General features: G+C 61.5%; 25 protein-coding genes. 13 read left to right on the plus strand and 12 right to left on the minus strand.

Annotated features, from left to right (window positions below):
• Positions 1–162: 162 nt before the first annotated feature.
• Positions 163–1,272, plus strand: a complete 1,110-nt coding sequence (locus AB4P94_RS11325) for an NADH:flavin oxidoreductase (RefSeq protein WP_395611319.1) — start codon at positions 163–165, stop codon at positions 1,270–1,272.
• A 112-nt stretch (positions 1,273–1,384) separates the two neighbouring features.
• Here the strand turns inward: AB4P94_RS11325 and AB4P94_RS11330 are convergent, their stop codons facing one another.
• Entirely contained in the window at positions 1,385–2,563 is a 1,179-nt protein-coding gene (locus tag AB4P94_RS11330) for a glycosyltransferase family 4 protein (protein WP_395610586.1), read from the minus strand.
• 54 nt (positions 2,564–2,617) lie between these two features.
• Positions 2,618–3,385, minus strand: coding sequence for a sulfate transporter CysZ (cysZ, locus tag AB4P94_RS11335; RefSeq protein WP_395610587.1), 768 nt, complete (start codon positions 3,383–3,385; stop codon positions 2,618–2,620).
• Positions 3,386–3,666: 281 nt separating this feature from the next.
• On the opposite strand from cysZ, the gene trxB reads away from it, so the two are divergent.
• The gene (gene trxB, locus AB4P94_RS11340) at positions 3,667–4,629 is read left to right on the plus strand and encodes a thioredoxin-disulfide reductase (RefSeq protein ID WP_017137935.1); all 963 of its coding nucleotides are present in this window, start codon (positions 3,667–3,669) and stop codon (positions 4,627–4,629) included.
• A gap of 180 nt (positions 4,630–4,809) precedes the next feature.
• On the opposite strand, the gene AB4P94_RS11345 is transcribed toward trxB, so the two are convergent.
• From AB4P94_RS11345 to AB4P94_RS11370, 6 genes are read right to left on the minus strand one after another with little or no spacing between them, the layout of a single operon-like run.
• Positions 4,810–5,151 carry a HopJ type III effector protein gene (locus tag AB4P94_RS11345; RefSeq protein WP_395610588.1) on the minus strand — a complete coding sequence of 114 codons (342 nt, stop codon included), beginning with the start codon at positions 5,149–5,151 and terminating at the stop codon, positions 4,810–4,812.
• Positions 5,144–5,440: a DUF1244 domain-containing protein gene (locus AB4P94_RS11350; protein WP_010206472.1), complete on the minus strand. Its 297-nt coding sequence runs from the start codon at positions 5,438–5,440 to the stop codon at positions 5,144–5,146. The genes AB4P94_RS11345 and AB4P94_RS11350 overlap by 8 nt, the downstream gene beginning before the upstream one ends.
• A gap of 23 nt (positions 5,441–5,463) precedes the next feature.
• On the minus strand, positions 5,464–5,835 hold the full coding sequence (gene folX, locus AB4P94_RS11355) for a dihydroneopterin triphosphate 2'-epimerase (RefSeq protein ID WP_395610589.1): 372 nt from the start codon (positions 5,833–5,835) through the stop codon (positions 5,464–5,466).
• Between the two features lie 2 nt (positions 5,836–5,837).
• Complete coding sequence (folE, locus tag AB4P94_RS11360) at positions 5,838–6,398, minus strand: GTP cyclohydrolase I FolE (protein ID WP_395610590.1); 561 nt, start codon at positions 6,396–6,398, stop codon at positions 5,838–5,840.
• A gap of 20 nt (positions 6,399–6,418) precedes the next feature.
• Positions 6,419–7,129, minus strand: a complete 711-nt coding sequence (gene folM / locus AB4P94_RS11365) for a dihydromonapterin reductase (RefSeq protein ID WP_395610591.1) — start codon at positions 7,127–7,129, stop codon at positions 6,419–6,421.
• Positions 7,130–7,186: 57 nt separating this feature from the next.
• A complete protein-coding gene (locus tag AB4P94_RS11370; RefSeq protein WP_395610592.1) occupies positions 7,187–7,747 on the minus strand; it encodes an antibiotic biosynthesis monooxygenase in 561 nt (186 codons plus the stop codon).
• Positions 7,748–7,961: 214 nt separating this feature from the next.
• On the opposite strand from AB4P94_RS11370, the gene AB4P94_RS11375 reads away from it, so the two are divergent.
• Positions 7,962–8,918, plus strand: a complete 957-nt coding sequence (locus tag AB4P94_RS11375) for a MerR family transcriptional regulator (RefSeq protein WP_395610593.1) — start codon at positions 7,962–7,964, stop codon at positions 8,916–8,918.
• Positions 8,919–8,920: 2 nt separating this feature from the next.
• On the opposite strand, the gene AB4P94_RS11380 is transcribed toward AB4P94_RS11375, so the two are convergent.
• Both AB4P94_RS11380 and AB4P94_RS11385 read right to left on the minus strand, forming a co-directional pair.
• On the minus strand, positions 8,921–9,526 hold the full coding sequence (locus tag AB4P94_RS11380) for a hypothetical protein (protein ID WP_395610594.1): 606 nt from the start codon (positions 9,524–9,526) through the stop codon (positions 8,921–8,923).
• A gap of 58 nt (positions 9,527–9,584) precedes the next feature.
• Positions 9,585–10,052, minus strand: a complete 468-nt coding sequence (locus AB4P94_RS11385; RefSeq protein WP_395611320.1) for a PAS domain-containing protein — start codon at positions 10,050–10,052, stop codon at positions 9,585–9,587.
• Between the two features lie 129 nt (positions 10,053–10,181).
• Between AB4P94_RS11385 and AB4P94_RS11390 the strand changes: the two genes are divergently transcribed.
• On the plus strand, positions 10,182–10,637 hold the full coding sequence (locus AB4P94_RS11390) for a flavodoxin (RefSeq protein ID WP_395610595.1): 456 nt from the start codon (positions 10,182–10,184) through the stop codon (positions 10,635–10,637).
• On the opposite strand, the gene AB4P94_RS11395 is transcribed toward AB4P94_RS11390, so the two are convergent.
• Positions 10,618–11,514, minus strand: a complete 897-nt coding sequence (locus AB4P94_RS11395) for a LysR family transcriptional regulator (RefSeq protein WP_395610596.1) — start codon at positions 11,512–11,514, stop codon at positions 10,618–10,620. The genes AB4P94_RS11390 and AB4P94_RS11395 overlap by 20 nt on opposite strands.
• Before the next feature lie 98 nt (positions 11,515–11,612).
• On the opposite strand from AB4P94_RS11395, the gene AB4P94_RS11400 reads away from it, so the two are divergent.
• The 8 genes from AB4P94_RS11400 to AB4P94_RS11435 all read left to right on the plus strand — a co-directional run bounded on the left by AB4P94_RS11400 (position 11,613) and on the right by AB4P94_RS11435 (position 22,142).
• Positions 11,613–11,984: a CidA/LrgA family protein gene (locus AB4P94_RS11400; protein ID WP_395610597.1), complete on the plus strand. Its 372-nt coding sequence runs from the start codon at positions 11,613–11,615 to the stop codon at positions 11,982–11,984.
• On the plus strand, positions 11,974–12,660 hold the full coding sequence (locus tag AB4P94_RS11405) for an LrgB family protein (protein WP_395610598.1): 687 nt from the start codon (positions 11,974–11,976) through the stop codon (positions 12,658–12,660). The genes AB4P94_RS11400 and AB4P94_RS11405 overlap by 11 nt, the downstream gene beginning before the upstream one ends.
• 150 nt (positions 12,661–12,810) lie before the next feature.
• The gene (locus tag AB4P94_RS11410; protein WP_395610599.1) at positions 12,811–13,593 is read left to right on the plus strand and encodes a class II aldolase/adducin family protein; all 783 of its coding nucleotides are present in this window, start codon (positions 12,811–12,813) and stop codon (positions 13,591–13,593) included.
• A complete protein-coding gene (locus AB4P94_RS11415) occupies positions 13,593–14,498 on the plus strand; it encodes an alpha/beta fold hydrolase (RefSeq protein ID WP_395610600.1) in 906 nt (301 codons plus the stop codon). The genes AB4P94_RS11410 and AB4P94_RS11415 overlap by 1 nt, the downstream gene beginning before the upstream one ends.
• 323 nt (positions 14,499–14,821) lie before the next feature.
• Positions 14,822–15,733 carry an SDR family oxidoreductase gene (locus tag AB4P94_RS11420; protein ID WP_395610601.1) on the plus strand — a complete coding sequence of 304 codons (912 nt, stop codon included), beginning with the start codon at positions 14,822–14,824 and terminating at the stop codon, positions 15,731–15,733.
• A gap of 479 nt (positions 15,734–16,212) precedes the next feature.
• On the plus strand, positions 16,213–18,003 hold the full coding sequence (locus AB4P94_RS11425; RefSeq protein WP_395610602.1) for a DUF1302 domain-containing protein: 1,791 nt from the start codon (positions 16,213–16,215) through the stop codon (positions 18,001–18,003).
• 26 nt (positions 18,004–18,029) lie between these two features.
• A complete protein-coding gene (locus AB4P94_RS11430) occupies positions 18,030–19,388 on the plus strand; it encodes a DUF1329 domain-containing protein (protein ID WP_395610603.1) in 1,359 nt (452 codons plus the stop codon).
• A gap of 258 nt (positions 19,389–19,646) precedes the next feature.
• On the plus strand, positions 19,647–22,142 hold the full coding sequence (locus AB4P94_RS11435; RefSeq protein WP_395610604.1) for a LuxR C-terminal-related transcriptional regulator: 2,496 nt from the start codon (positions 19,647–19,649) through the stop codon (positions 22,140–22,142).
• A 38-nt stretch (positions 22,143–22,180) separates the two neighbouring features.
• On the opposite strand, the gene AB4P94_RS11440 is transcribed toward AB4P94_RS11435, so the two are convergent.
• Positions 22,181–23,056 (minus strand): helix-turn-helix domain-containing protein, encoded by an 876-nt coding sequence (locus AB4P94_RS11440; RefSeq protein ID WP_395610605.1) that lies wholly within the window; start codon positions 23,054–23,056, stop codon positions 22,181–22,183.
• Positions 23,057–23,193: 137 nt separating this feature from the next.
• On the opposite strand from AB4P94_RS11440, the gene AB4P94_RS11445 reads away from it, so the two are divergent.
• Positions 23,194–24,096 carry a DMT family transporter gene (locus tag AB4P94_RS11445; protein WP_395610606.1) on the plus strand — a complete coding sequence of 301 codons (903 nt, stop codon included), beginning with the start codon at positions 23,194–23,196 and terminating at the stop codon, positions 24,094–24,096.
• The last annotated feature ends 56 nt before the right edge of the window (positions 24,097–24,152 follow it).

Genomic DNA, 24,152 nt, shown 5'->3' on the forward strand with positions numbered 1-24,152 from the left:
ACTGGAGCGCCAGCCGGGTCCAGCGGGAGCAAGCTCCCTCGCCACAGGTAAGCGTCAACCTTCCATCCTTGCTTTTGTCCTTTAATCACTCAGATCAATAGTGCTGTTCAGGCCTGTGTAAGACCAATATTATCCACGTCATAAACCAGCCTTACGTGGAGCATACCCATGCCTGTCCAAGCCCTGTTCAAACCTTTCCAGCTCGGCGCTCTGCAACTGTCAACCCGCGTGGTCATGGCGCCAATGACCCGCTCGTTTTCTCCAGGTGGTGTACCCAATTCGAAAGTGATCGAATACTACCGCCGCCGTGCTGCCGCCGGTGTGGGCTTGATCATCACCGAAGGCACCGTGGTCGGTCACCAGGCCTCCAACGGCTATCCCAACGTCCCGCATTTTTACGGTGAAGCCGCTTTAGCTGGCTGGAAGAAAGTGGTCGACGCGGTACACGCCGAAGGCGGCAAGATTGTCCCGCAGCTGTGGCACGTGGGCAGCGTTCGTCGCATCGGCACCGAGCCGGATGCCAGCGTGCCAGCCTACGGCCCGATGGAAAAACTCAAGGATGGCGTTGAAGTCGTCCACGGCATGACCACGCAGGACATCAAAGACGTGATCAACGCGTTCGCCCAGGCCGCCAAAGATGCGCAAAGCATCGGCATGGACGGCGTTGAAATCCACGGCGCCCACGGCTATTTGGTCGACCAGTTCTTCTGGGAGGGCAGCAACCAGCGTACCGATGAATACGGCGGCAGCCCTGCCAACCGTTCGCGTTTTGCCATCGAGCTGATCCAGGCCACACGCGCCGCCGTGGGCCCCGACTTCCCGATCATCTTGCGCTTCTCCCAGTGGAAGCAGCAGGACTACACCGCGCGCCTGGTGCAAACCCCGGAGGCCTTGGGTGAATTCCTCAAGCCGTTGTCCGACGCCGGTGTGGACATTTTCCACTGCTCCACCCGCCGTTTCTGGGAGCCGGAATTCGAAGGTTCCGACCTCAACCTGGCCGGCTGGACGCGCAAGCTCAGCGGCAAGCCGACCATCACCGTGGGCAGTGTCGGCCTGGACGGCGAGTTCCTGCAGTTCATGGTCAACACCGACAAGGTCGCGCAACCGGCCAGCCTGGAAAAACTGCTGGAGCGCCTGAACAACGACGAGTTCGACCTGGTTGCCGTGGGCCGCGCCCTGCTGGTGGACCCGGATTGGGCCGTGAAGGTGCGCGAAGGTCGCGAAGGCGACATCCTGCCGTTCAGTCGTGAGGCGTTGACGAGCCTGGTGTAAGCGGCGACAGGCGCTGACGCCATCGCGGGCAAGCCCGGCTCCCACAGTGGAATGCATGTCCTTGTGGGAGCCGGGCTTGCCCGCGATGGCGATCTGACGGCCAACAACTGCGTCAGATCAAGCGCGACTGCCCTGCAATCACCGGCTGCTCGCCGCACACACCGCGCAACTGCCGTTCAAACTGCTCGATAATCGCCGGCCAGCCCTGGCGGCTCGCGTGTTGCCGGGCATTCAGGCGCATGCGGCGCAGACTTTCCGCATCCTCCAGCAGCCAGTTGGCCGCATCGCAAAACGCCTCCTCATCCCCCGGCATCGCCAGCACGCCGTTGTAGCCATGACGAATGTGTTGGGTCGCGGCCGCTTGATCGTATGCGACCACACCCAACCCCGAAGCCATGGCTTCCAGCACGACATTGCCGAAGGTTTCAGTCAGGCTGGGGAACAGAAACACATCGCCCGATGCGTAATGGCGTGCCAGTTCTTCACCGCGCAGAGTGCCGCAGAAAATGGCTTCCGACAGCTCCTTTTCCAGCACGCCCCGTTGCGGGCCGTCGCCGACGATGATCAGTTTCATCTGGCGCAACGGGTAGGTGTCCTGCAACGTCTCGAAACAGCGCTTGAGCAGTCCCAGATTCTTTTCCTGTGCCAAGCGGCCCACATACAGCACGGCGATTTGCTCGTCGTTCAGCGCCCAGCTTTCCCGCAGCGCGCTGTCGCGTCTGGCCGGGTGGAACAATTGGCTATCGACCCCGCGCGACAACATGCCCAGGCGCTCGAAACTGCGACGCTCCAACTCCAGACGCTGGCTGGCGCTGGGCACCAGGGTCAAGGTCGAGCGGTTGTGAAACCAGCGCAAGTAGTGGGTGACCATGCGGCTCAGCAGGCTCAAGCCATACTGATTCGAATACTGCTGGAAATTCGTGTGAAACCCGCTGACCACGCCTATCCCCAGGCGGCGCGCCGCGCGCAACGCGGACAGCCCCAGCGGCCCCTCGGTGGCGATGTACAGCACATCCGGGCGTTGGCGGGTCCAGCGGCGCAGCAACTTGTGCATGGACGACTGGCCCCACTGCAGGCCCGGATAGCCCGGCAGAGGCCAGCCACGGCACAGCAACAGTTCATCGTCGCTGGGGCGGGTTTGGTCAGCGCCTTGGCGCGGGCGCACCAGTTCAACTTGATGGCCGCGTGCGCGCAAACCGTCGCACAGGCGGCCAAGGGTATTGGCCACCCCGTTGATCTCCGGCGGGAAGGTTTCGGTTATCAGGGTGATGTGAAGCGAAGCTGTCGTCATGACCCACAGTGTCACCGTGGGCCATGTCGTCATTGTGTCATCGGCATGATGGATTTATGACTTGGTCACTTTTTGCTGCTGTTCCATCGCTTCTGCCCCTTGTTCACGCACCCAGAACAAGGTGGCCCCGGCCACCGCTGCGGGCATCATCAGCAGGTTGACCACCGGTACCAGCAACACCAGGTAAACGATCCCGCCAAAACTCATGCTCTGCCAGCGTTTCTGGCGCAGCCAGGCGAGCATTTCGTTCCAGCCCAGCTTGTGGTTGTCGGCCGGGTAGTCGATGTACTGGATCGCCATCATCCACACGCCGAACAGCAGCCACAACGGGGCGGCGACCAGGTTGACCACCGGAATGAACGACAGGATAAACAGGCCGATGGCCCGCGGCAGGAAATAGCCCAGCTTGCGCATTTCCCGCGCCAGGGTGCGTGGCACCATGGCGATCAGCTCGGCCCAGCTGAAGGCAGGAAAATCATCGGTGCCGCGCACCACGACTTCCACTTTCTCCGAGAGAAACCCGTTGAACGGTGCGGCGATGATATTGGCCAGCATGGTGAAGGTAAAAAACACCATCAACACCACTAGCACCACGAACAGTGGCCACAGGATATAGCTGAGGAAACTCAGCCAGCTCGGCAGCGTCGGCATCAAGTGGTCGACCCACAGGCTGAACTGATGGCCAGCGAAATAGATCAGGCCGACGAACAGCACCAGGTTGATCGCCAGCGGCAGCAGCACAAACAGGCGCAGGCCAGGGCTCAACACCAGTTTGAGGCCTTCGCGCAGGTATTGCGGGCCGGAAAGAGCAGGGGCGGGCATGGAGAACTCCGAGCAAAGGGACGAACGCGCCGACCTTACCGGCTTTGCATCGCTGGCGAAAGCCGCGACATCAGCAGTAACAAACACGTCGATCAACCGGGTCGACTGCATAGAGACCACCTATGAGCTGGATTGTTATTCCGTATTTCCTTAATCTTGCCCCCCTCTATACGCTGCACCCATTATTTTCAGGACGTGCGAGTTCAAGCCTTCCCCAAGTGCTTCGCGGTCCTTTTTTATTCCAGCCGCCTTGTTGTCCGGGCGGTCGACAGGAGTGAGTCATGTCTGATACCCGTCATTCGCGAGTGATTATTCTCGGTTCCGGCCCTGCCGGTTACAGCGCTGCCGTCTATGCTGCCCGGGCCAACCTCAAGCCGCTGCTGATCACCGGCATGCAGGCGGGCGGTCAATTGACCACCACCACTGAAGTCGACAACTGGCCGGGCGACGTCCACGGCCTGACCGGCCCGGTGCTGATGGAACGCATGAAAGAGCACGCCGAGCGCTTTGAAACCGAGATCGTTTTCGACCATATCAACCAAGTCGATTTCTCGAAAAAGCCTTACAGCCTGACCGGCGACAGCGGCGTCTACACCTGTGACGCACTGATCATCGCCACCGGCGCCAGTGCCCGTTACCTGGGCCTGCCGTCGGAAGAAGCGTTCATGGGCAAAGGCGTTTCTGCCTGCGCGACCTGCGACGGATTCTTCTACCGCAACAAGCCAGTGGCTGTTGTCGGCGGCGGCAACACAGCCGTGGAAGAGGCGCTGTACCTGGCCAACATCGCCAGCACCGTGACCCTGGTTCACCGCCGCGAGACCTTCCGCGCCGAGAAGATCCTGATCGACAAGCTGCACGCCCGTGTGGCGGAAGGCAAGATCATCCTCAAGCTCAACGCCACCCTGGATGAAGTCCTGGGCGACAACATGGGCGTGACCGGTGCCCGCCTGAAAAACAACGACGGCAGCTTCGACGAGCTGAAAGTCGACGGCGTGTTCATCGCCATCGGCCACACCCCGAACACTTCGCTGTTCGAAGGCGTGCTGGAAGCCAAAGACGGCTACCTGGTGGTGCAAGGCGGCCGTGAAGGTAACGCCACCGCCACCAACATCGAGGGCATCTTCGCCGCCGGTGACGTGGCTGATCACGTTTACCGTCAGGCCATTACCTCGGCTGGCGCCGGCTGCATGGCGGCCCTGGATGCCGAGCGTTACCTCGACGGGTTGAAGGACGCTGCGTTCTAAACCCTGGAAATGAAAAAACCGGCTGAGAGGCCGGTTTTTTTATGCGCGATTCAAACAACACCGCAGAACCAATGTGGGAGCGGGCTTGCTCGCGAATACGGAGTGTCAGTCATCCAATAAGCTGACTGACACACCGCCTTCGCGAGCAAGCCCGCTCCCACATTTTGATTTGTGTTTGACTCAGAATTTGCGGGTCAGGGGCTGGGCGCTGAACTTCACACCCGCCAACCCCTGCGCAATCAGCGCACGAATATTGCCGTGATCGCTGCCCTCAGGCGTCGCCACCACCGAGCGGTAATGCTCACCAAACGCCAGCAGCGCTTCCTGATCGCTCAAACCTTCCAGCAGTGCCAAACCCAAGGTCTTGCACGAACCCTCGTTCTGGCCGGCGGCATTTTCCACGTCGCCGTTGGTAAAGGCTTGCGGCTGGTAGTCGTAACCGGCGGCAACAAACGCCAGGGTATCGGCAAACACGTGTTCGCCGCTGTTGAGGCTGGCACGCAGGGCATTCAAATCAGTCATGGGTTTTTCCTTTGGCGAACGCCGCTTGTTGGTCGGCGCTGGCTTCTTTCTGGTATTGGGCTTTCCACTCGGCGTACGGCATGCCGTACACCACTTCACGGGCGTCATCGAGGCTCAGTTCGATCTGGCGCTCGTCGGCCTCGGCCTTGTACCACTTGGACAAGCAGTTGCGGCAGAAACCGGAGAGGTTCATCAGGTCGATGTTCTGCACATCCTTGCGGCTGTCCAGGTGCGCCACCAGCCGGCGGAAGGCGGCGGCTTCGAGTTCGAGGCGTTGTTGGTCGTTCATAGGGTTCACGCAAATCTCAAGGGTTAGCGGCTGGCTGCCAGGGTAATAGACACCGACTCGGCAAACCGCAGCGCGTGGGGTTTATCCACTTCGACTTCGGCGTACAGCACCGATTCATTGGTCATCACCAGGTCGAGCAATTCCTGGGTCAGGCGCTCCAGCAAGGCGAAGCGGTTGCCTTCGACGTGGGCGATGATCGCCTTGGTGATGGTGCGGTAGTTCAGCGCGTGGTCGATGTCATTGTCGCGCACGGCTTCCTGGGCGGCATACAGGATGGTCAGGTTGATCAGCACGTCCTGCTTGTTGAGGATCTCGTCCTCGTTGATGCCGATAAAAGTGCGCAGGCACAGGTCCTTGACCCGGATGCGCGCCATGCCTGGTTGAAGTTGTGGCATTGCTACTTGCTCCGTCCGATCAGTTGCAGGAACTCCATGCGCGTGGTGTTCGACTCGCGGAACGCGCCGAGCATCACCGAGGTGTTCATGGTTGAATTCTGTTTTTCCACGCCGCGCATCATCATGCACATGTGCTTGGCTTCGATCACCACCGCCACGCCGGCCGCCTGGGTGACCTGCTGGATGGCGTCGGCAATTTGCCGCGTGAGGTTTTCCTGGATCTGCAGGCGTCGCGCGTACATATCCACAATGCGCGCCAGCTTCGACAGGCCCAGCACCTTGCCGGTCGGAATATAGGCCACGTGGGCCTTGCCGATAAAGGGCAGCAAGTGATGCTCGCACAGCGAGTACAACTCGATGTCCTTGAGGATCACCATCTCGTCATTGTCGGAGGCAAAGAGCGCACCGTTGACGATGGTGTCCAGGTCCTGCTCATAGCCATGACACAGGTACTGCATGGCCTTGGCGGCGCGCTTGGGGGTGTCGAGCAGGCCTTCGCGCTCCGGGTCTTCGCCCAGGCCTTTGAGGATCTCGCGGTAGTGTTGGGGCAGGGACAAGGTCATACAACATCCTCACAAACGGCTTACTTGATATGCCGCCCGCCGTTGACGGTCAGGGTGGTACCGGTGACATAGGGGTTATCCAGCAGGTAACGCACGCTCTGGTAGATCACCTCGGGCCCGGGCTCGATGCCCAGCGCTGCCTTGGCCAGGACCTTGGCGCGGTAGGCCGCGTCGTCGCCCTCGTTGAACATCACCATGGCCGGCGCAATGCCGTTGACCTTGATCTGCGGCGCGAACTGCGCGGCAAACGACAACGTGAGGCTGTCGAGCCCGGCCTTGGTGGCGCAATAGGCGATGTGCTGGCGGCTGCCCTTGCGCACCACGTCATCGCTGATGTGCACGATATCGGCAGGTGCGCAGCGTTGCAGCAAAGCTGAACAATGCAGGTTGATCAGGTACGGCGCAAGCATGTGCACGCTGAACATGTCGCTGAATGCGCGGCTTTCGTCGCCAGGCGTTTCCGCGACCCACGCCGAAGCGTTGTGAATGATCGCGCGCAGGCTGTCGGTATGGGTTTTCAGCTCGGCGATGAAGGCGAGAATTCCCGCTTCACTGGAGAAGTCGGCAAACACGCCAACCGCGCCACGTTCGCGCAAGGCTTCGACACCCGGGCGTTTGCTGCGGTAGCTGAAGATCACAGGTTGGCCCTCGTCCAGCAAGCGCTCGGCGCAATGCAGGCCAACGCGCTGGCCGGCACCGGTGATCAGGATCGGGGCGTCTGTTGCAGTCATGGGAGGCTCACGTCGCTGGCAGGTGGAAACTATACCAGTGAGCGGCCGCCCCTGTACTCAAGCGGCGGCTTCGGTGGCCTTGGCCCTTGGCGCGCTCGGGTGAAGCCAGTTCGCCAGCAGATGTGTCGACAGCGGGATGAACCAATAAACCATCAACGGCGTGAGCGCCATGGTGCTGACCAGCACGCGCGGGACCAGGTCCAGTTCGCCCAGCAGCGGCCCCAGAACAAAGTTGAACAGCAGCGATACCGGGAAAAACGCCAGCCAGATCGCCACCGCCTGTTTCCAGCGCGGCGGGCGTGCGCCCACGGCGCCAAACCAGCCGTCAATGCCACTCACACGATGTTCGGACGGATCGGCAAACAGCTCGCTGCCACGGCTCAGCCACGCGCTGCGCGAGGCGGAGAACTCCCAGGCATGCAGGGTTTTTTCATCGGCGAAGCGGAAAATAATCTGGAATTCATCGTCATGGGGCGGTGGTGCCAGCACGCCGGAACCCAGATAACCGGGGAAGTCGGTGGCCAATTGCTCGCCTTCGCGCAGCCAGGCCATCAGTTCTTCATAGCGCCCTTTGGCCACGCGGCGCGCAACCATCAAGGTGACGGGGGAGGTAGACATTGTGTATCTCCAAGTAAACGGGTGCGCTGAACCGGGTAGGTGGCGCACGAACGACGCTGCGGGGTGTTGCAACGACGTGAAAAAAACAGGCAAGGATTATTCCTGTTTTGGCCAAATACGCCAGAAACTTCGGACGGGCCGCAGCGGACCTTGTATCGGTCAACGCACGGGCGTTAAATAGGATCCAAATTCACAGAAGTGTTTCCGACCTCTGATGCCTGAAACCATTGCTCCCCAGCGCGAAGCTGCGCACGACCATCCTGTTGATTCTGAGGCGCTGGTTCCTATTCGCGAAGTGTCACGGCTGACCGGTGTCAACCCGGTGACCTTGCGCGCTTGGGAACGTCGTTACGGTTTGATTCAGCCCACTCGCACCGAAAGCGGGCACCGGCTGTATTCGAGCGGCGATGTCGACACCGTGCACCGCATTCTTGACTGGATCGAACGCGGCGTTGCCGTCAGTAAAGTCGGCAAGATTCTTGCGCGCGATGATTTGCGCGGCATGCCGGCCACGGCATCACGGGTTGATACCGAATTGGAATGGCAGCAGTGGCAAACGCAATTGCGCCTGGCTATCAACGCATTCGATGACCGTCAATTGGACCGGTTGTATGGCCAGATTTTCTCCGCGTACTCAACGGCAGTGGTGTTTCAGGACATTCTGATGCCCTTGTGGCAACAGCTGTTACGGCATCACGGCAGCTTTGGGCAGGCCAGCGAATGGCTGTTCTTCGACAACTTCCTGCGTTCGCGCGCCGCTCAACGCTTGCAAATGTTGTGCGCTTCGCCGGCGCCCAGGGTGCTCCTGTCTGCCATTGCCGGGGAGTGTCGTGAGCTTGAGCTACTGGTGGCAGGCTTGATGATTTCCAGCGAAAAACTCGCGGTGAAGGTTTTGGGGGTTGGCCAGCCGTTCGATGAGTTGACGCTGATTTGCGACAAGACCCGGCCGCAAGCCCTTGTACTGTTTTCCAACCGCTCGCCCGGCAGCGAGTTGCCGTCGCGGCTCAAGCGTCTGGCCATGACGCTTGACTGCCCGCTGTTATTGGCCGGTGATGCCTCTGACCTGGCCGATCAAAGCCTCGCGGGTTCACCGATCGGTTGCCTGGGCAACGACGCACGCTTAATGCAGCGCCGCCTGCAGCAATTTCTCAGCGGCCAGCTGGATACCTGATTTCAGGCGTGGACATGCGGGTGCACCAAGCGGTGCTGATGCAGTATGAACTGGCGCAAGCGCTCGATTTCATCGGCATCACTCTGGTTCAGGCGGTAGGCGAACAAGCCCCGCGCGGTTTCCCGCTCGAGGGTACCACGCAGGGCAATGCGCTCGTAACCCGACGGGCTGAACCATAGCGAAAAGGTTTTCGGCGCCTTGACCCGGCCACGAATCTCTATCAGTACGCCCTTGAATGACACTTCGTGCACCCACAGTGCCGCCGGGTTACCCCGCACGTTCTCCAGTGCCACCGGCGTTTGCAGCGCCAGGCGCCAGGGCCGGATCATCGGTCCGTCTTCAAAAATACTCGGCACCCCCAAACGCAGATGCACCGCATGAAACTCGTCTTCGACCAAGTGCAGGGGAAAGGTAAGTTGCTGGTTGTCGAACTGCGCCTGGATAGTGACTTGGTCATGGGCGGCGAGCCGTGTGAGCAAATCACGAATCTGCGCACCGCCGTTGACGGTCAGGCTCGACCACGCATCCCGCAGGTTGAGCTGCGGGTTGTGCTGCATGTCCTGGATGAAATCCAGTTCGTCCTGCGTCAAGAGAGTGTCGCGGTGCATTGATGTAGCTCAAGGGTGAGACATTAAAAAGCCATTATCGCTCTAAATGCCGCGTTTTCTACAACTTGTTCACTCCGCCCGTCGCCTTGAGCGCCGCCACCTGCGCTTTCAGCTCGGCCACCTGCGCTTCCAGCTGCGCCACACGCTGCTGCGCCTTGACTTGGGCGGTGACGTCTTTCTGCACGCCGACGAAATAGGTTTGCTTGTCGGCCTCGTTATAAACCGTCGATAGCGACAGCTCATTCCAGAAATGACTACCGTCCTTGCGGTAGTTACGCAGGATTTCGCGGCAGGAACCGCCGCTGTCGAGCGCTGCACGAATAGCCATCAGGGCCGGCTGGTCGCGGTCACCCGACTGCAGGAAGCGGCAGTCCTGATACAGGATGTCGTCCAGGGCGTAGCCGGTCATCCGCTCGAAGGCTGAGTTGACGTAGATCAGCGGTTTGTCCTCGCCTTCCCGTTCGGCGACGACGATGCCGTCGTTGGAGGCGTTGATCACCATTTGCATCAGGTTGGCGTTGATCATTGAGCGGTCCATGGCTTGTATTTGGAAGCTTGAGTTTATGGCAAGTCTTGAATGTTACGCCGGGTGCGCTGAAATATTTGCGTCAGCTGCTAATATCCCACGCTTTCGCTCAACCACAGGATCAGATTGATGAAAGTCGCCATCCTTTCCGGCTCGGTTTACGGCACGGCTGAAGAAGTCGCCCGCCACGCCGCCGACATTCTCAAGTCAGCCGGTTTTGAGGCCTGGCACAACCCGCGTGCCACCTTGGCCGATGTGCAGGCCTTTGCGCCCGAGGCATTTCTGGCGGTGACCTCGACCACCGGCATGGGTGAATTGCCCGACAACCTGCAACCCCTGTATTCGACCATTCGGGACCAATTGCCTGCCGCCTGGCGTGGCCTGCCGGGCGCCGTTATTGGCCTGGGTGATGCGAGCTACGGCGACACCTTCTGCGGCGGCGGCGAGCAAATGCGCGAGCTGTTCGGCGAGTTGGGCGTGCGTGAGGTGCTGCCGATGCTGCGGCTGGACGCCAGCGAAAGCGTCACCCCGGAAGCCGACGCCGAGCCGTGGCTGGCCGAACTGGTCACTGCACTGCGCGGTTGACCGGAAACTCGCGCAGTAACGCCAGCCAGGCCTGGGCGGCTTTCGACAGATAGGCGCCCTCACGCCAAATAAAAGCAATGTCCCAGCGCAGGTAGTCGGGCGCCTTGAGGGTCAGGCGCACCACGCCGGGTCGTACCAGAGCGCGCGCGACCACGCTGGGCAGCAGCACTACGCCTTGCCCGGCCGCGACCAGCGCAGCCAGAAAATCCGCCTGGCCGCTGCGCCCGATTTCCTTCGGCGTAAAACCCAATTGCTGACAGGCCTGCATCAGGCGATCGTTCAGTACGAAGCTGCGCTGGTACATCAGGAAGGGCGTGTCCGCCAACTCCTCCAGGCGCACCTGGGCGTTTTGCGCCAGCGGGTGGTCCATCGGCAGCAATGCATCCAAAGGCTCGTCGCAGAAGGCTTGCCAGGCGAAGGCCGGGTCGCTGGGCATCAGGCTACCGCCCACATCCAGCTCGCCGTTCAAAATCGCGCGTTCGATATTCCTGCTGCCGTCTTCCAGCAACTGGATGGTCACGTTGGGGTAGCGCCTGCGGTACTCGGCGTACAAACCGGCAAACAAGGAATCGCCCGCCAGCAGCGGCAGGCCCAGGCGCAGTTCGCCACGGGTCAATTGCTGCATGTCGTCCAGCTCGCTGAGCAGTTCCGATTGCAGGCGCAGCATGGCTTCGGCGCGCTGCAGCACCACCTCGCCGGTGGCGGTCAGGCGGATCTGTGAGCCGGTGCGTTCCAGCAACGGCGTGCCGAGGCTTTGCTCCAGCTGCGCCACTTGTTTGCTGACCGCGGACTGGCTGATGTGCAGGGTTTTGCCCGCTTGGGTAAAACCTCCGCGGTGGATGACTTCGACAAAGCTGCGTAGCTGTTTGAATTCCATGGGCCTGATTCCAATCTGGAATAGTTGGCAGTCTAACAATTCGCTGTGGGGATGGGAGTGGCCTCTTTAAAATGAGTGCCTGCAAGGACCCAAAGCCCATGAAACGTTTCACCCGTTTGCTGACCGAACTGGTCATATTGCTGGCCATCTACCTGCTTGGCTGCCAATTGGTTGCGTGGCTTGCATGGCCGATCCCCGGCGGCGTGGTGGGGCTGGGCCTGTTGCTGGCAACCTTCGCCAGTGGCTTGGTCAAGCCTGCGGCACTGGAATTGGGCGCGGGTGCGTTAATGGCCGAGATGCTGCTGTTTTTCATCCCGGCACTGATGAGCCTGCTCGACTACGGTGGCCTGCTGCGCAGTGAGGGCTGGAGGATTCTGTTGGTGATTGGCTTCAGCACGCTGTCGGTGATGCTGGTCACCGCATTTACCGTGGAAATGGTCTGCCGCTGGAGGCTGCGCCGTGAAGCTTGAGCTGATGCCGGTGTTCTGGCTCGCCTTGACCTTGGGCGCCTATGTCTTCAGCCGCTGGATCTACCGGCGTACCGGGCGTTACCTGCTGTCTCCCTTGATTCTGGTTCCGGCACTGCTGCTCGCGGTCGCCGTGCCGATGAAAACCGCCTACGCCGAATATTCCGCCGACACCCATTGGCTGATGCTGGTGCTGGGCCCGGTCACCGTGGCATTTGCCGTGCCGATCTGGCAACAGCGGCGCTTGCTGGCGCGCCACTGGTCGGCATTGTTGCTGGGCATGGTGGCGGGCAGCGCGGCGTCTATCGCCACCTCCTTCGGCTTGGCCAAGGCGTTGGCACTGGACAGTTCGGTCACGATGTCTTTGGTGCCGCGCTCGATCACCACGCCGTTTGCCATGCCGGTGTCGTCTGACCTCGGCGGCGTGCCGGAGCTTACGGCAGTGTTTGTGATGTTCACCGGGGTGTTTGGCGCCATGCTCGGCGGTATTTTGCTCAAGTGGTTGCCGTTGCGCACGCCTCTGGCGCGTGGCGCCTTGTTTGGCGTGGGCGCACACGGCGCGGGCGTCAGCCGCGCGCGGGAAGTGGGCGGCGAAGAGGGCTCGGTGGCGGGCCTGGTGATGGTATTGACGGGCTTGCTCAACCTGTTCGCCGTGCCTTTATTGGCGGCGCTTCTCTGACACCGCTTGTACAAAATTAAACTATTCTTTGTGCTGACTCGCACGGTCATCAAGCTGGCTGCGAAGGCAACTCCTTGCGCCACGCTGTCTGACTAGACTGGCCCCTCACTCAAAAAAACAATAAGAACGTGCACCAAGGAGGTCATTGCCGTGAGCCTAGCCCCCGTTCAGTCGTCACCGAATGTCAAAGATCAGGTCAGCGCTGCCGAGTGGCAAGCCCGTGTCGACCTCGCCGCCTGCTATCGCCTCGTGGCGCTGCACGGCTGGGACGACCTGATCTTCACTCATATCTCGGCCAAGGTGCCTGGCACCGATGATTTCCTGATCAACCCTTACGGGCTGATGTTTCACGAGATTACTGCGTCGAGCCTGGTGAAGGTCGACCAGGCCGGCAACAAGCTGATGGACAGCCCCTACGAGATCAACCCCGCCGGCTACACCATCCACAGTGCCATCCATGAAGTACGCCACGACGTCACCTGCGTGTTGCACACCCACACTGCCGCTGGTGTAGCGGTGGCGGCGCAGAAGCAGGGTGTGTTGCCCATCAGTCAGCAATCGATCTTTGTGCTGTCGAGCCTGGCCTATCACGCTTACGAAGGCGTAGCGCTGAACCCTGAAGAAAAGGCGCGTTTGCAGGCCGACCTGGGCGAAAACAGCTTCCTGATGTTGCACAACCACGGCTTGCTCACGTGTGGCAGCACCATCGCTGACACCTTCCTGATGATGTTCACCTTTCAGCGGGCCTGCGAAATTCAGGTGCTGGCGCAAAACGGCGGGGCCGAGTTGATTGCCATCGGGCCGCAGATCCTGGCCGGGGCCAAGGCGATGGTGGCAGCTGTCACAAAGAGCGCCCAAGGTATGGGAGGCGCGCTGGCCTGGCCGGCGCTGCTGCGTAAACTCGACAGCCAAGACCCCGGGTATAAAAGCTGATGCCACTCGCCGAAATCCCGCTCAGAGCCTGGCGTAAACGCAGCCAGACGTTCGTCTTTCGTGGCCGCACCCTTCGTTATTGGGTGGCCGGGCAGGGCGAGCCGCTGCTGTTGATCCATGGTTTTCCCACCGCCAGTTGGGACTGGCATTACCTGTGGCAACCCCTGGTCCAGCGTAACCTGGTGATCGCCTGCGACATGCTCGGGTTTGGCGAGTCGGACAAACCGCTGGATCACGACTATTGCCTGCTGGAACAGGCGGACCTGCAACAGGCGCTGCTCGACCACCTGCGTGTGGAGCAGCCGGTGCACGTGTTGGCCCATGACTACGGCGACAGCGTCGCCCAGGAATTATTGGCCCGCCATTACGAAGGCCGGTTTCAGATGGCCAGCTGTGTATTCCTCAACGGCGGTCTGTTCCCCGAAACCCACCGCCCGGCGCTGGTGCAAAAACTCTTGCTGAGCCCACTGGGCTGGATGATTGGCCGGGCTTTCGGGCGCAATGCCCTGTCCAACAGCTTCAGCCAGATTTTCGGCCCGAATACCCGCCCCAGCGAAAGCGCGCTGGACGATTTCTGGAGCCTGATCAACTGCAATGACGGTACGCGCATCCTGCATAAACTCATCGCCTACATCCCGCAGCGGCGTCGCCTGCGCGAGCGCTGGGTGGACGCGATGCAGCGCGATGAAGTGCCATTGCGGGTGATCGACGGCGAGGTCGACCCGATCTCCGGCGCGCACATGGTGGAGCGTTATCACCAACTGGTGCCGCACGCCGACACCGTGCTGCTGGCCAATATCGGGCATTACCCGCAGATCGAAGCGCCGGTGCAGGTGCTCAAGCATTATTTGGCGTTTCGCGAGCGGATTGCCGGGCCCGTGTTGGACTTGGCTTGCCAGGGATAGCCTCATCGCGGTGTTCCAGAAAGATCATGGTGCCTTTATCGCAGGCAAGCCAGCTCCCACATTTGGCCGCATTTCAAAGGATGGACTCGGTTCCCTGTGGGAGCTGTCGAGCTTTAGCGAGGCTGCGAAAGCGGTGGGTCAGGCGGCATCTTTGTTGGCCATGCCACCGCCTTCGCAGGCAAGCCAGCTCCCACACTAGCCAGCACACACACAATCATCCCTCTGCCTTATTGAGCACCATTCAGCCTCGGCCGACTTTATTGTGACCCGAGGCTGTGTGCCCGACACTCGACCTATTCCCATTTTCGCCAGCGGAGTTCGGTATGAGTGAGTCAGTACAGTTCCAGGATAAGGTCGTGATCGTCACCGGCGCCGGCGGCGGGTTGGGCCGGGCCCATGCGCTGCTCTTCGCCCGGCACGGGGCCAAAGTGCTGGTCAACGACCTGGGTGGCTCGACCCAGGGGGAGGGCGCCAATGCCTCGGCCGCTGACCGCGTAGTGGCTGAAATCCGCGAGGCCGGTGGCATTGCCGAAGCCAACCACGACTCCGTGACCGACGGCGACAAGATCGTACAACACGCCCTCGATGTGTTCGGCCGCATCGACGTGGTGGTCAACAACGCTGGCATTCTGCGCGACAAGACCTTCCACAAAATGGAAGACAGCGACTGGGACCTGGTTTACCGGGTGCATGTCGAAGGCGCCTATAAAGTCACCCGCGCCGCCTGGCCACACCTGCGCGAGCAGGGTTATGGCCGGGTGATCTTCACGGCGTCCACCTCGGGCATCTACGGCAATTTCGGCCAGTCCAACTACGGCATGGCCAAGCTTGGGCTCTATGGTTTGACCCGCACCCTGGCGCTGGAAGGGCGCAAGAACAATATCCTGGTCAATGCCATCGCCCCCACCGGCGGCACGCGCATGACGGAAGGCCTGATTCCGCCGCAAGTGTTCGAGCGGCTCAAGCCGGAGTTGGTCAGCCCGTTGGTGGTGTACCTGGGCAGCGAAGCCTGCCAGGAAACCTCGGGGTTGTTTGAAGTGGGCGGCGGCTGGATCGGCAAAACCCGCTGGGAGCGCAGCCTGGGCGTGGGCTTTGACCCCGAGGCTGGCTTCTCGCCGGATGACGTGGCGGCGCATTGGGCACAGATCTGTGACTTTGAAGGCGCAGCCCACCCCAAGGACAATATCGAGGCCTTGAAGGAGATGATGGCCAATTTGCAGAAGTTCAGCCTCTGATCGTTGCTTGAACTTCACTCAATCCTGCGGGGCGCCTAGGGCGCCCCGTTTTATTGCCGGCATAAAAAAGGCCGCTGCAAAGGCAGCGGCCGAAGTAAGACGTTGGATCAAGGAGCGACAAATCAACGTCAGTGAACAGCGGTAATAGATTGAAAAATGGGCCAATCTATAGAATTCAGACTTTTCTTGCCGTTGGGCAAGCGGGCCATTTGCCCTGAAAGTGCGTTAAGAATAGTCGGTTGTAACAAAATGAGTAATAGCAGTTCGGGACAAGGACTGTTACAGATAAAGCAACAGTCGCAAGGGCCATCCATTCCCCTGATAACCGCCCATCTACCGGATCCATGGCCTTGCCCAAACCCCGGCCAGAGCGGCTGTTAATCCTTTCGAGCGACAACACGAATACCTCCTTGGTGCGCTTATCCCTCCTGACAGGCGGCAGTAGGGTGAGGCCTTCTGTCACTCACCGGGGAAGACGCATGACAAAAACAACAATGCGCGCCATCTTCACGCCACAGGCGCTCGCCGCGGCGGTTGCACTGGGCTGCTGTGCCCAGGCGCAGGCTGTTTCGTTCAACATTGGCGAGATCGAAGGGCAATTCGACTCTTCGCTGTCGGTCGGCGCCAGCTGGGGCATGCGCGATGCCGACAAGAAGTTGGTGGGCACGCCCAACGGCGGCACGGGGCAGGCGTCCACCGGGGATGACGGGCGGCTGAACTTCAAGAAGGGCGAGACCTTCTCCAAGATCTTCAAAGGCATTCACGACCTGGAGCTCAAGTACGGCGACAGCGGCGTCTTCGTGCGCGGCAAATACTGGTACGACTTCGAACTGCAGGACGAAGACCGCGAGTTCAAGCAGATCAGCAACCACCATCGCGATGAGGGCGCGCGCTCCTCGGGTTATGAGCTGCTCGACGCCTTCGTCTACCACAACTACTCCATCGGCGATTTGCCGGGCAACGTGCGCGTGGGCAAGCAGGTGGTGAGCTGGGGCGAGAGTACGTTTATCGGTAACTCGATCAACAGCATCAACCCCATCGACGTCTCGGCCTTTCGCCGGCCAGGCGCTGAAATCAAGGAAGGCCTGATTCCGGTGAACATGCTGTTCGCCTCCCAAAGCCTGACCAACCAGCTGTCGATGGAAGGTTTCTACCAGTTGAACTGGGAAAACACCGTGGTGGATAACTGCGGCACCTTCTTCGGCAACGACGTGGTCGCCCACGGCTGCAACGGCAACTACACCGTCGGCAACCCGGCGATTGCGCCGTTGCAACCGGTGGCGGCGGCGTTTGGCCAGGGCTTCCAGGTGACGCGTGAAGGCGTGGTGGTACAGCGGGCCAAGGACCGCGACGCACGCGACGGCGGCCAGTTCGGCGCGGCCTTGCGCTGGCTTGGCGATGACACCGAATACGGCCTGTATTTCATGAATTACCACAGCCGCACGCCCACGGTGGGCACGATCACCGCCAACACCAACCTGGCCACCATCGGCCGTATTGTCAGCACCGCCAACGCCATCGCGCCGGGCACCGGGTCAGGCCTGGCCCAGAGCACCATGCTCGGCCGCGGCCAGTATTACCTCGATTACCCGGAAGACATCCGCCTGTACGGCGCGAGCTTCTCCACCACCTTGCCCACCGGCACGGCGTGGACCGGCGAGATCAGCTACCGGCCAAACGCCCCGGTGCAACTCAACACCACCGACCTCACGCTGGCGCTGGTCAACCCGATTGCAGGCAACACCGCCTCGCCGATCCGCAGCTCCTTCGGCGCGGATAATGCGGGTTACCGCCGCAAGGAAATCACCCAGATCCAGAGCACCATGACCCAGTTCTTCGACCAGGTGCTGGGCGCTGAACGCCTGACCCTGGTGGGCGAAGCGGCCTTTGTGCACGTCGGCGGCCTGGAAGCCAAAACCAAACTGCGCTATGGCCGCGATTCGGTGTACGGCGCCTACGGGTTCCAGGGCGATACCGACGGTTTCGTCACGGCCAACTCCTGGGGTTACCGCGCGCGGGCGATCCTGGACTACAACAACGTGTTTGCCGGGGTGAACCTCAAGCCCAACCTGTCCTGGTCCCATGACGTCAGCGGCTACGGGCCCAACGGCATCTTCAACGAAGGCGCCAAGGCGATCAGCGTCGGTGTGGATGCGGACTACCGCAATACCTACACCGCGAGCCTGAGCTACACCGACTTTTTTGGCGGCGACTACAACACCCTGACCGACCGCGACTTTATCGCCCTCAGCTTCGGCGTGAACTTCTGACTTGGTTTAAAGAAGGACAAGAACCTATGCACAAGATGATTGCAGTGATGGCCCTGAGTTTGCTGGCCGCCAACGTGATGGCGGCGGTGTCGCCGGAAGAGGCGGCCAAGCTCGGCACCACCTTGACCCCGGTCGGCGCCGAAAAGGCCGGCAACACTGACGGCTCGATCCCGGCCTGGACCGGCGGCATCCCGAAAAACGCCGGCGCGGTGGACAGCAAGGGCTTCCTGGCCGACCCGTTCGGCACTGAAAAGCCGTTGTTCGTGATTACCGCCGCCACGGTGGACAAGTACAAGGACAAACTGTCCGACGGCCAGGTGGCGATGTTCAAGCGCTACCCCGAAACCTACAAGATCCCGGTGTACCCGACCCACCGCACGGTCAACCTGCCGCCGGACATCTACGAGTCGATCAAGCGCAGCGCCTTGAATGTGCACACGATCAACGACGGCAACGGCCTGGAAAACTTCACCGGCAACCGTTACTACGCCTTCCCGATTCCGAAAAATGGCGTGGAAGTGCTGTGGAACCACATCACCCGTTACCACGGCGGCAACCTGAAACGCATCATCACCCAGGCCACTCCGCAGACCAACGGCAGCTACACGCCGATCCGCTTTGAAGAAGAAGTGGCGGTGCCCCAGGCCATTCCGGATATCGACCAGGCCAAGGCGGCCAACGTGCTGAGTTACTTCAAGCAGTCGGTCACGGCCCCGGCACGTCTGGCCGGCAACGTGTTGCTGGTGCACGAAACCCTCGACCAGGTGAAGGAGCCGCGCCTGGCGTGGATCTACAACGCCGGCCAGCGCCGCGTACGCCGGGCGCCGCAAGTGTCGTATGACGGCCCGGGCACCGCGTCCGATGGCCTGCGCACCACCGACAACTTCGACATGTTCTCCGGCGCCCCCGACCGCTATGACTGGAAACTCGTTGGCAAAAAAGAAATGTACATCCCCTACAACAGCTACAAGCTCGATTCGCCGACGCTCAAGTACGACGACATCATCAAGGCGGGGCACATCAACCAGGACCTCACCCGGTATGAGCTGCACCGCGTGTGGGAAGTGGTCGGCACCGTCAAGCCGAGCGAGCGGCACATCTACGCCAAGCGCCACATGTATATCGACGAAGACAGCTGGCAGGTGGCGCTGGTCGACCACTACGACGGGCGCGGCCAACTGTGGCGTGTTGCCGAAGGGCATGCGCAGTTCTACTACGACCACCAGGTGCCGGCCTACACCGTGGAAACCCTGTACGACATCATTGCCGGGCGCTACATCGCCCTGGGCATGAAAAACGAAGAGAAAAGCAGCTTCGTGTTCGGCTTTGCCGCGAAGGCGGCGGATTACACCCCGGCGGCGCTGAGGTCCGAAGGCGTTCGCTGATCCTCATTTAAAATGCAATCAACCTGTGGGAGCTGGCTTGTGTGGGAGCTGGCTTGCCTGCGATAGCATCACCTCGGCTCAGATGAAATACCGAGTCGTCTGCATCGCGGGCAAGCCCGGCTCCCACACAAGCCCGCTTCCACATTTGGTTTTGTGCATGCCTTTAAATCACCCCGCTGAATACTCCTTCAACAACCGCCAACCACAGGACTAGGGTAGGCGTCAGGTTGCATAACAATAAAAAAGCAGGATGCAGCAATGACCGCCATGACACGCCTCCTGGACCGTCCTGGGTTCATGCCCCGGCTGTCCGCCCACCACCTGTTGCGGCCCCATCTCACCGAGCCTTTGCTCGCCGCACCCGCCCGGGTGAAGTTGTTGTGCGCGCCCGGTGGCAGTGGCAAGAGTGCGTTACTCGCCGAATGTGCCTTGCAGGCGCCCTCCGACTGCCAGGTTTACTGGCTGCCATTAAACGGCGCCTTGCTCAGCCCAGCCGATTTCTGCTCGCGGCTGGCACAGAACCTCGGCTTGGCCTATGTCGATGAAGCCACTTTGCTGATGGACTTGGGCCGTTGGCAAAACACCGGGTGGATTTTCCTTGATGACTTCTGCCGCCAGCCTGCTCCCGAGCTGGATGCCTTGCTCGACCGTTTACTCACAGCCAGCAGCCCGGCGCTCACCTGGTGGCTGGGTGCACGACGGCGGCCGGTGTGCAATTGGCCGCGGCTGTTGCTCGACGACGAGCTGTTCGAGTGCGGCGAGTTGTCGTTCCGCCCGGCCGAGATTCAGCAGCGGCTGAACGCCGGGCAAACCGTCGACAGCGTCATGCAGTTCAGCGCCGGCTGGTGCGCCGGGGTGCGCATCGCGCTGCTCGGCGACGGCCACCCCGACAAAACCCTGCTCGACTACCTGCAACACGAACTGTTCACTACCTTGCCCGCCGAGTTGGCCGAAGCCTGGCGCGTGCTGGCCCATCTGCCGCGTTTCAACCCGAGCCTGTGCGAGCACTTGTTTGGTGCCGGCGAGGGGGATCAATACCTGCGGGACTTGCAGGCCCTCGGCGCGTTTATCCAGCCGTGGGAAGACACCAGCGATTGGTTGCACATCTTCCCGCCGCTGGCGCGCTTGCTGCGCGATGAGCCCTGGCCGGCCAAGCGTGCGTGGCACCGGCGCGCCTGCCAGTGGTTCACCGCCGAGCGAGACTGGCAGGCGGCGTTCGAGCAGGCGTTGCTCGCCGAAGCCTACGAAGTGGCCGTGAGCCTGTTGCAGCACTTCAGTTTCGAAGACCTGTTTCGCCAGCAGAACGCCGTGCTGTTGTTACGGCTGCATGAAGAACACGGTGATGAATTGATGCTGGGCTCGGCGCAGCTTGTGGGGCTGGTGGCGGCGGCCCTGTTGTTTGCCGGGCGCTTTGATCAGGCGGGTGTGTGCATCGACCAGTTGGCGCGGTTTGCCCCGCAACCCACGGCGGCGCAACAGCGCCATCTGTTGGCGCGCTGGCAGGCGCAGTGGGGCTGGCTGTTGCATTTGAATGGCGATGCCGAGCGCTCCCGCGCGCACTTTCTCGAAGCCTTGCAGGCCTTGCCGGACAGCGCCTGGACGTCACGGCTGATGTGTTTGTCGGGCCTGACCCAGCAAGCCTTGTTGCGCGGTGAGCTGGACGTGGCCCAGGCGTTGAGCCGCGAAGCCCTGTGCCTGGCCCGCGCCCATGGCTCGCTGGTGCTGGAAGCCTTGCTCGAGTTGGATCACGCGCAACTGCTGGAGCAGCGCGGCGCACCGTACCGCGCACAAAGCCTGCTGGAACATGTGCAGGCGATGCTGGAGCAGCAGCGCCTCAAGGCCGGGCCTTTGGTGGGGCGCATTGTCTTGCGGCGCGGGCATCTGGCGTTGCGTCAGGGGCAGGACGCGCTGGCCGCCGAATGCTTTGGCGCGGGCCTGAAGATGTGCCTGCACAGCCAGGACAAACGCGTGCTCTACGGCTTCCTCGGCCTGGCGCTGCTCGCCGCCAACAGGGGCGACTACGCACAGGCGTTTATTCAATTGCGTGAGGCCGAGCGGTTGATGCAGCAACGGCATGTACCGGACACGGTGTACCGCGCGGTGCTGCTGTTGGTCAGCGGGCACCTCTGGCTGCAACAGGGGCGTGCCGAGTTGACGGTGGAAGCGGTGCGCCGGGTATTGCGTCACTTTCGCGGGCCACTGGCCCGGCAGGCGCCGCCGGCTACATCGGAGCTGATCCCGCGCCTGGAATATTTGCTGGTGTTGGCTGAGGTGAAACTGGGCTGCGCCGAGCAGCCCATCGCACGCCTCAATGCCTTGCTCGAAACCACGCAACAACGCGGCATGCTGTGCCTGGAAACCGAGTTGCAGTTAGTGAGGGGGGAGGTGGCGTGGCAATTGGGTGATTTGGCCCAGGCCCGTGTTTCGTTGCAGGCGGGCCTGGCGCTGGCGGCGCGCTGCCAGGTGCAGCAGGCCGTGCGCGAGTTGCGCCTGCGCTCGCCGGGGCTGTTGAGTGAGTTGGGCCTGGAAACGCAGGCGTCGCCTACCGGCGTGGTCGATAACCCCTTGAGCCAACGCGAGCTGGAAGTGCTGCAATTGATCGCGCTGGGCAACTCCAACCTGGAAATCGCCGACCGGTTGTTTATCTCACTGCATACCGTGAAAACCCACGCGCGGCGCATCCATAGCAAGCTGGGTGTGGAGCGGCGCACTCAGGCGGTGGCCAAAGCCAAGACGTTGGGCCTGATGGCCTAGGTAGTGTGGCGAGCAGGCCTGTCTGCCACACAGTGGGCTTAGCCGCAGAAGGCCTGGCGGTATTCGCCGGGAGTAGCGCCCATGGCCTGGCGAAAGCGATGGGTGAAGTGGCTGGCGCTGGAGAACCCGCACATCCACGCAATCTCACCCAAGGGCAGGGCGCCGCCGCGCAGCAGGCTTTGCGCACGGGCCAGGCGGCGCGCCAGCAGGTACTGATGGGGTGGCAAACCGAAGCTTTGGCGGAACATCCGCGCAAAATGGTATTCGGACAGCGCGCACAACCCGGCCAATTGGCCCAGGCTGATCGGGTTTTCCAGATGGTGGTCGATGTAGTCCACCAGCAACCGCCGCTGGTGCGCGGCCAGCCCGCCTTTCAGGCGCAAGCCTTCGCGCGCGCCCACCTGGCTGAGCAGGGTGTGGCTGAGCATTTCATGGGCCAGGCTGCTGGTCAGCAAGCGTTCGGCGGGCTCGTGCCAGTTGAGCGCGATCAACTGGTGAAAGCGCCGCGCCTGAACGGCGTCTTCCAGAAAGGTGCTTTCGCGCAACTGTAATTCACGGGGCTCGCGGTCGAGCAGGGTGACGCAGCCAAGGGCAAATTGCTCCGGGCTGAAATACACGTGGGCCAGGCGGATTTCGCCGTTGATCACCCAGGCCGACTGGTGTTCGGCCGGCAGGATGCACAGCTTGTCGGGGCCGCCCTTGGTACCCGGCCTGTCGCGGCGAAAGGTGCCAGTACCGCCGCCGATGTAGCACGACAAGGTGTGATGGCCGGGCGCCTGGTAATCCTGGGAGTCGTGGTGGTTGCTCCACAACGCCGCAGACAAGCCGTCACCGAGCTCGGCGCAGGCTTCAAGGCGTGCGTGGGGCGAGCGGTTAAGGGCTTGAAAGACTTGCAGGGTTTCCAGATCAGGCATGGCTGTGTTCTCCGACGCCTTGCATCCTACTCCCGGTGGCGGCTGCTGTGATCCCGCCAGCCGACAAAAGCGCAAGAATGTGCAAGAGATCAGGCTCGAAGGCGGGGGACACTGTGGCTCAATCGACGGAGCCCGCTATGAACCTTTTCCTGTATTTACTCACCGTGCTGATCTGGGGCACCACCTGGATTGCGCTGAAATGGCAGCTGGGTGTGGTGGCGATTCCCGTGTCGATCGTCTATCGCTTCGGCCTCGCGGCGCTGGTGCTGTTCGCGCTGTTGCTGCTCAGCCGCAAGTTGCAGGTGATGAACCGGCGCGGGCACCTGATCTGTCTGGCCCAGGGGCTGTGCCTGTTTTGCGTGAACTTCATGTGTTTCCTCACGGCCAGCCAGTGGATCCCCAGCGGCCTGGTGGCGGTGGTGTTTTCCACGGCCACGTTGTGGAACGCCTTGAATGCGCGGGTGTTCTTCGGCCAGCGCGTGGCGCGCAACGTGTTGATGGGCGGCGCGCTGGGGCTGATGGGGTTGGGCTTTTTGTTCTGGCCGGAATTGGTGGGGCACACCGCCAGCCCGCAAACCTTGATGGGCCTGGGCTTGGCGCTGCTGGGGACGATGTGCTTCTCGGCGGGCAACATGCTGTCGAGCCTGCAACAGAAGGCCGGGCTGCGGCCATTGACCACCAATGCCTGGGGCATGGCGTATGGCTCGGCGATGCTGGCGACGTACTGCGCGGTGCGCGGTATTCCGTTTGATATGGACTGGAGCCCGCGCTACATCGGCGCGCTGTGGTACCTGGTGATTCCCGGGTCGGTGATTGGTTTTACCGCATACCTCACGCTGGTCGGCCGCATGGGGCCGGAGCGTGCGGCGTATTGCACGGTGCTGTTCCCGGTGGTGGCGTTGAATGTGTCGGCGTTTGCCGAGGGCTATCAGTGGACGGCGCCAGCGCTGGTGGGGTTGGTGTTGGTGATGCTGGGCAATGTGTTGGTGTTTCGTAAGCCTAAGCCGCTGAGCCCAATCTTGAAGGCGAAGGCTATCTAATGTGGGAGCTGGCTTGTGTGGGAGCGGGCTTGCTCGCGAATGCGGTGTATCAGTCA

The organism is Pseudomonas sp. B22129 (assembly GCF_044218875.1).
In the GTDB taxonomy this organism is placed as follows: domain Bacteria; phylum Pseudomonadota; class Gammaproteobacteria; order Pseudomonadales; family Pseudomonadaceae; genus Aquipseudomonas.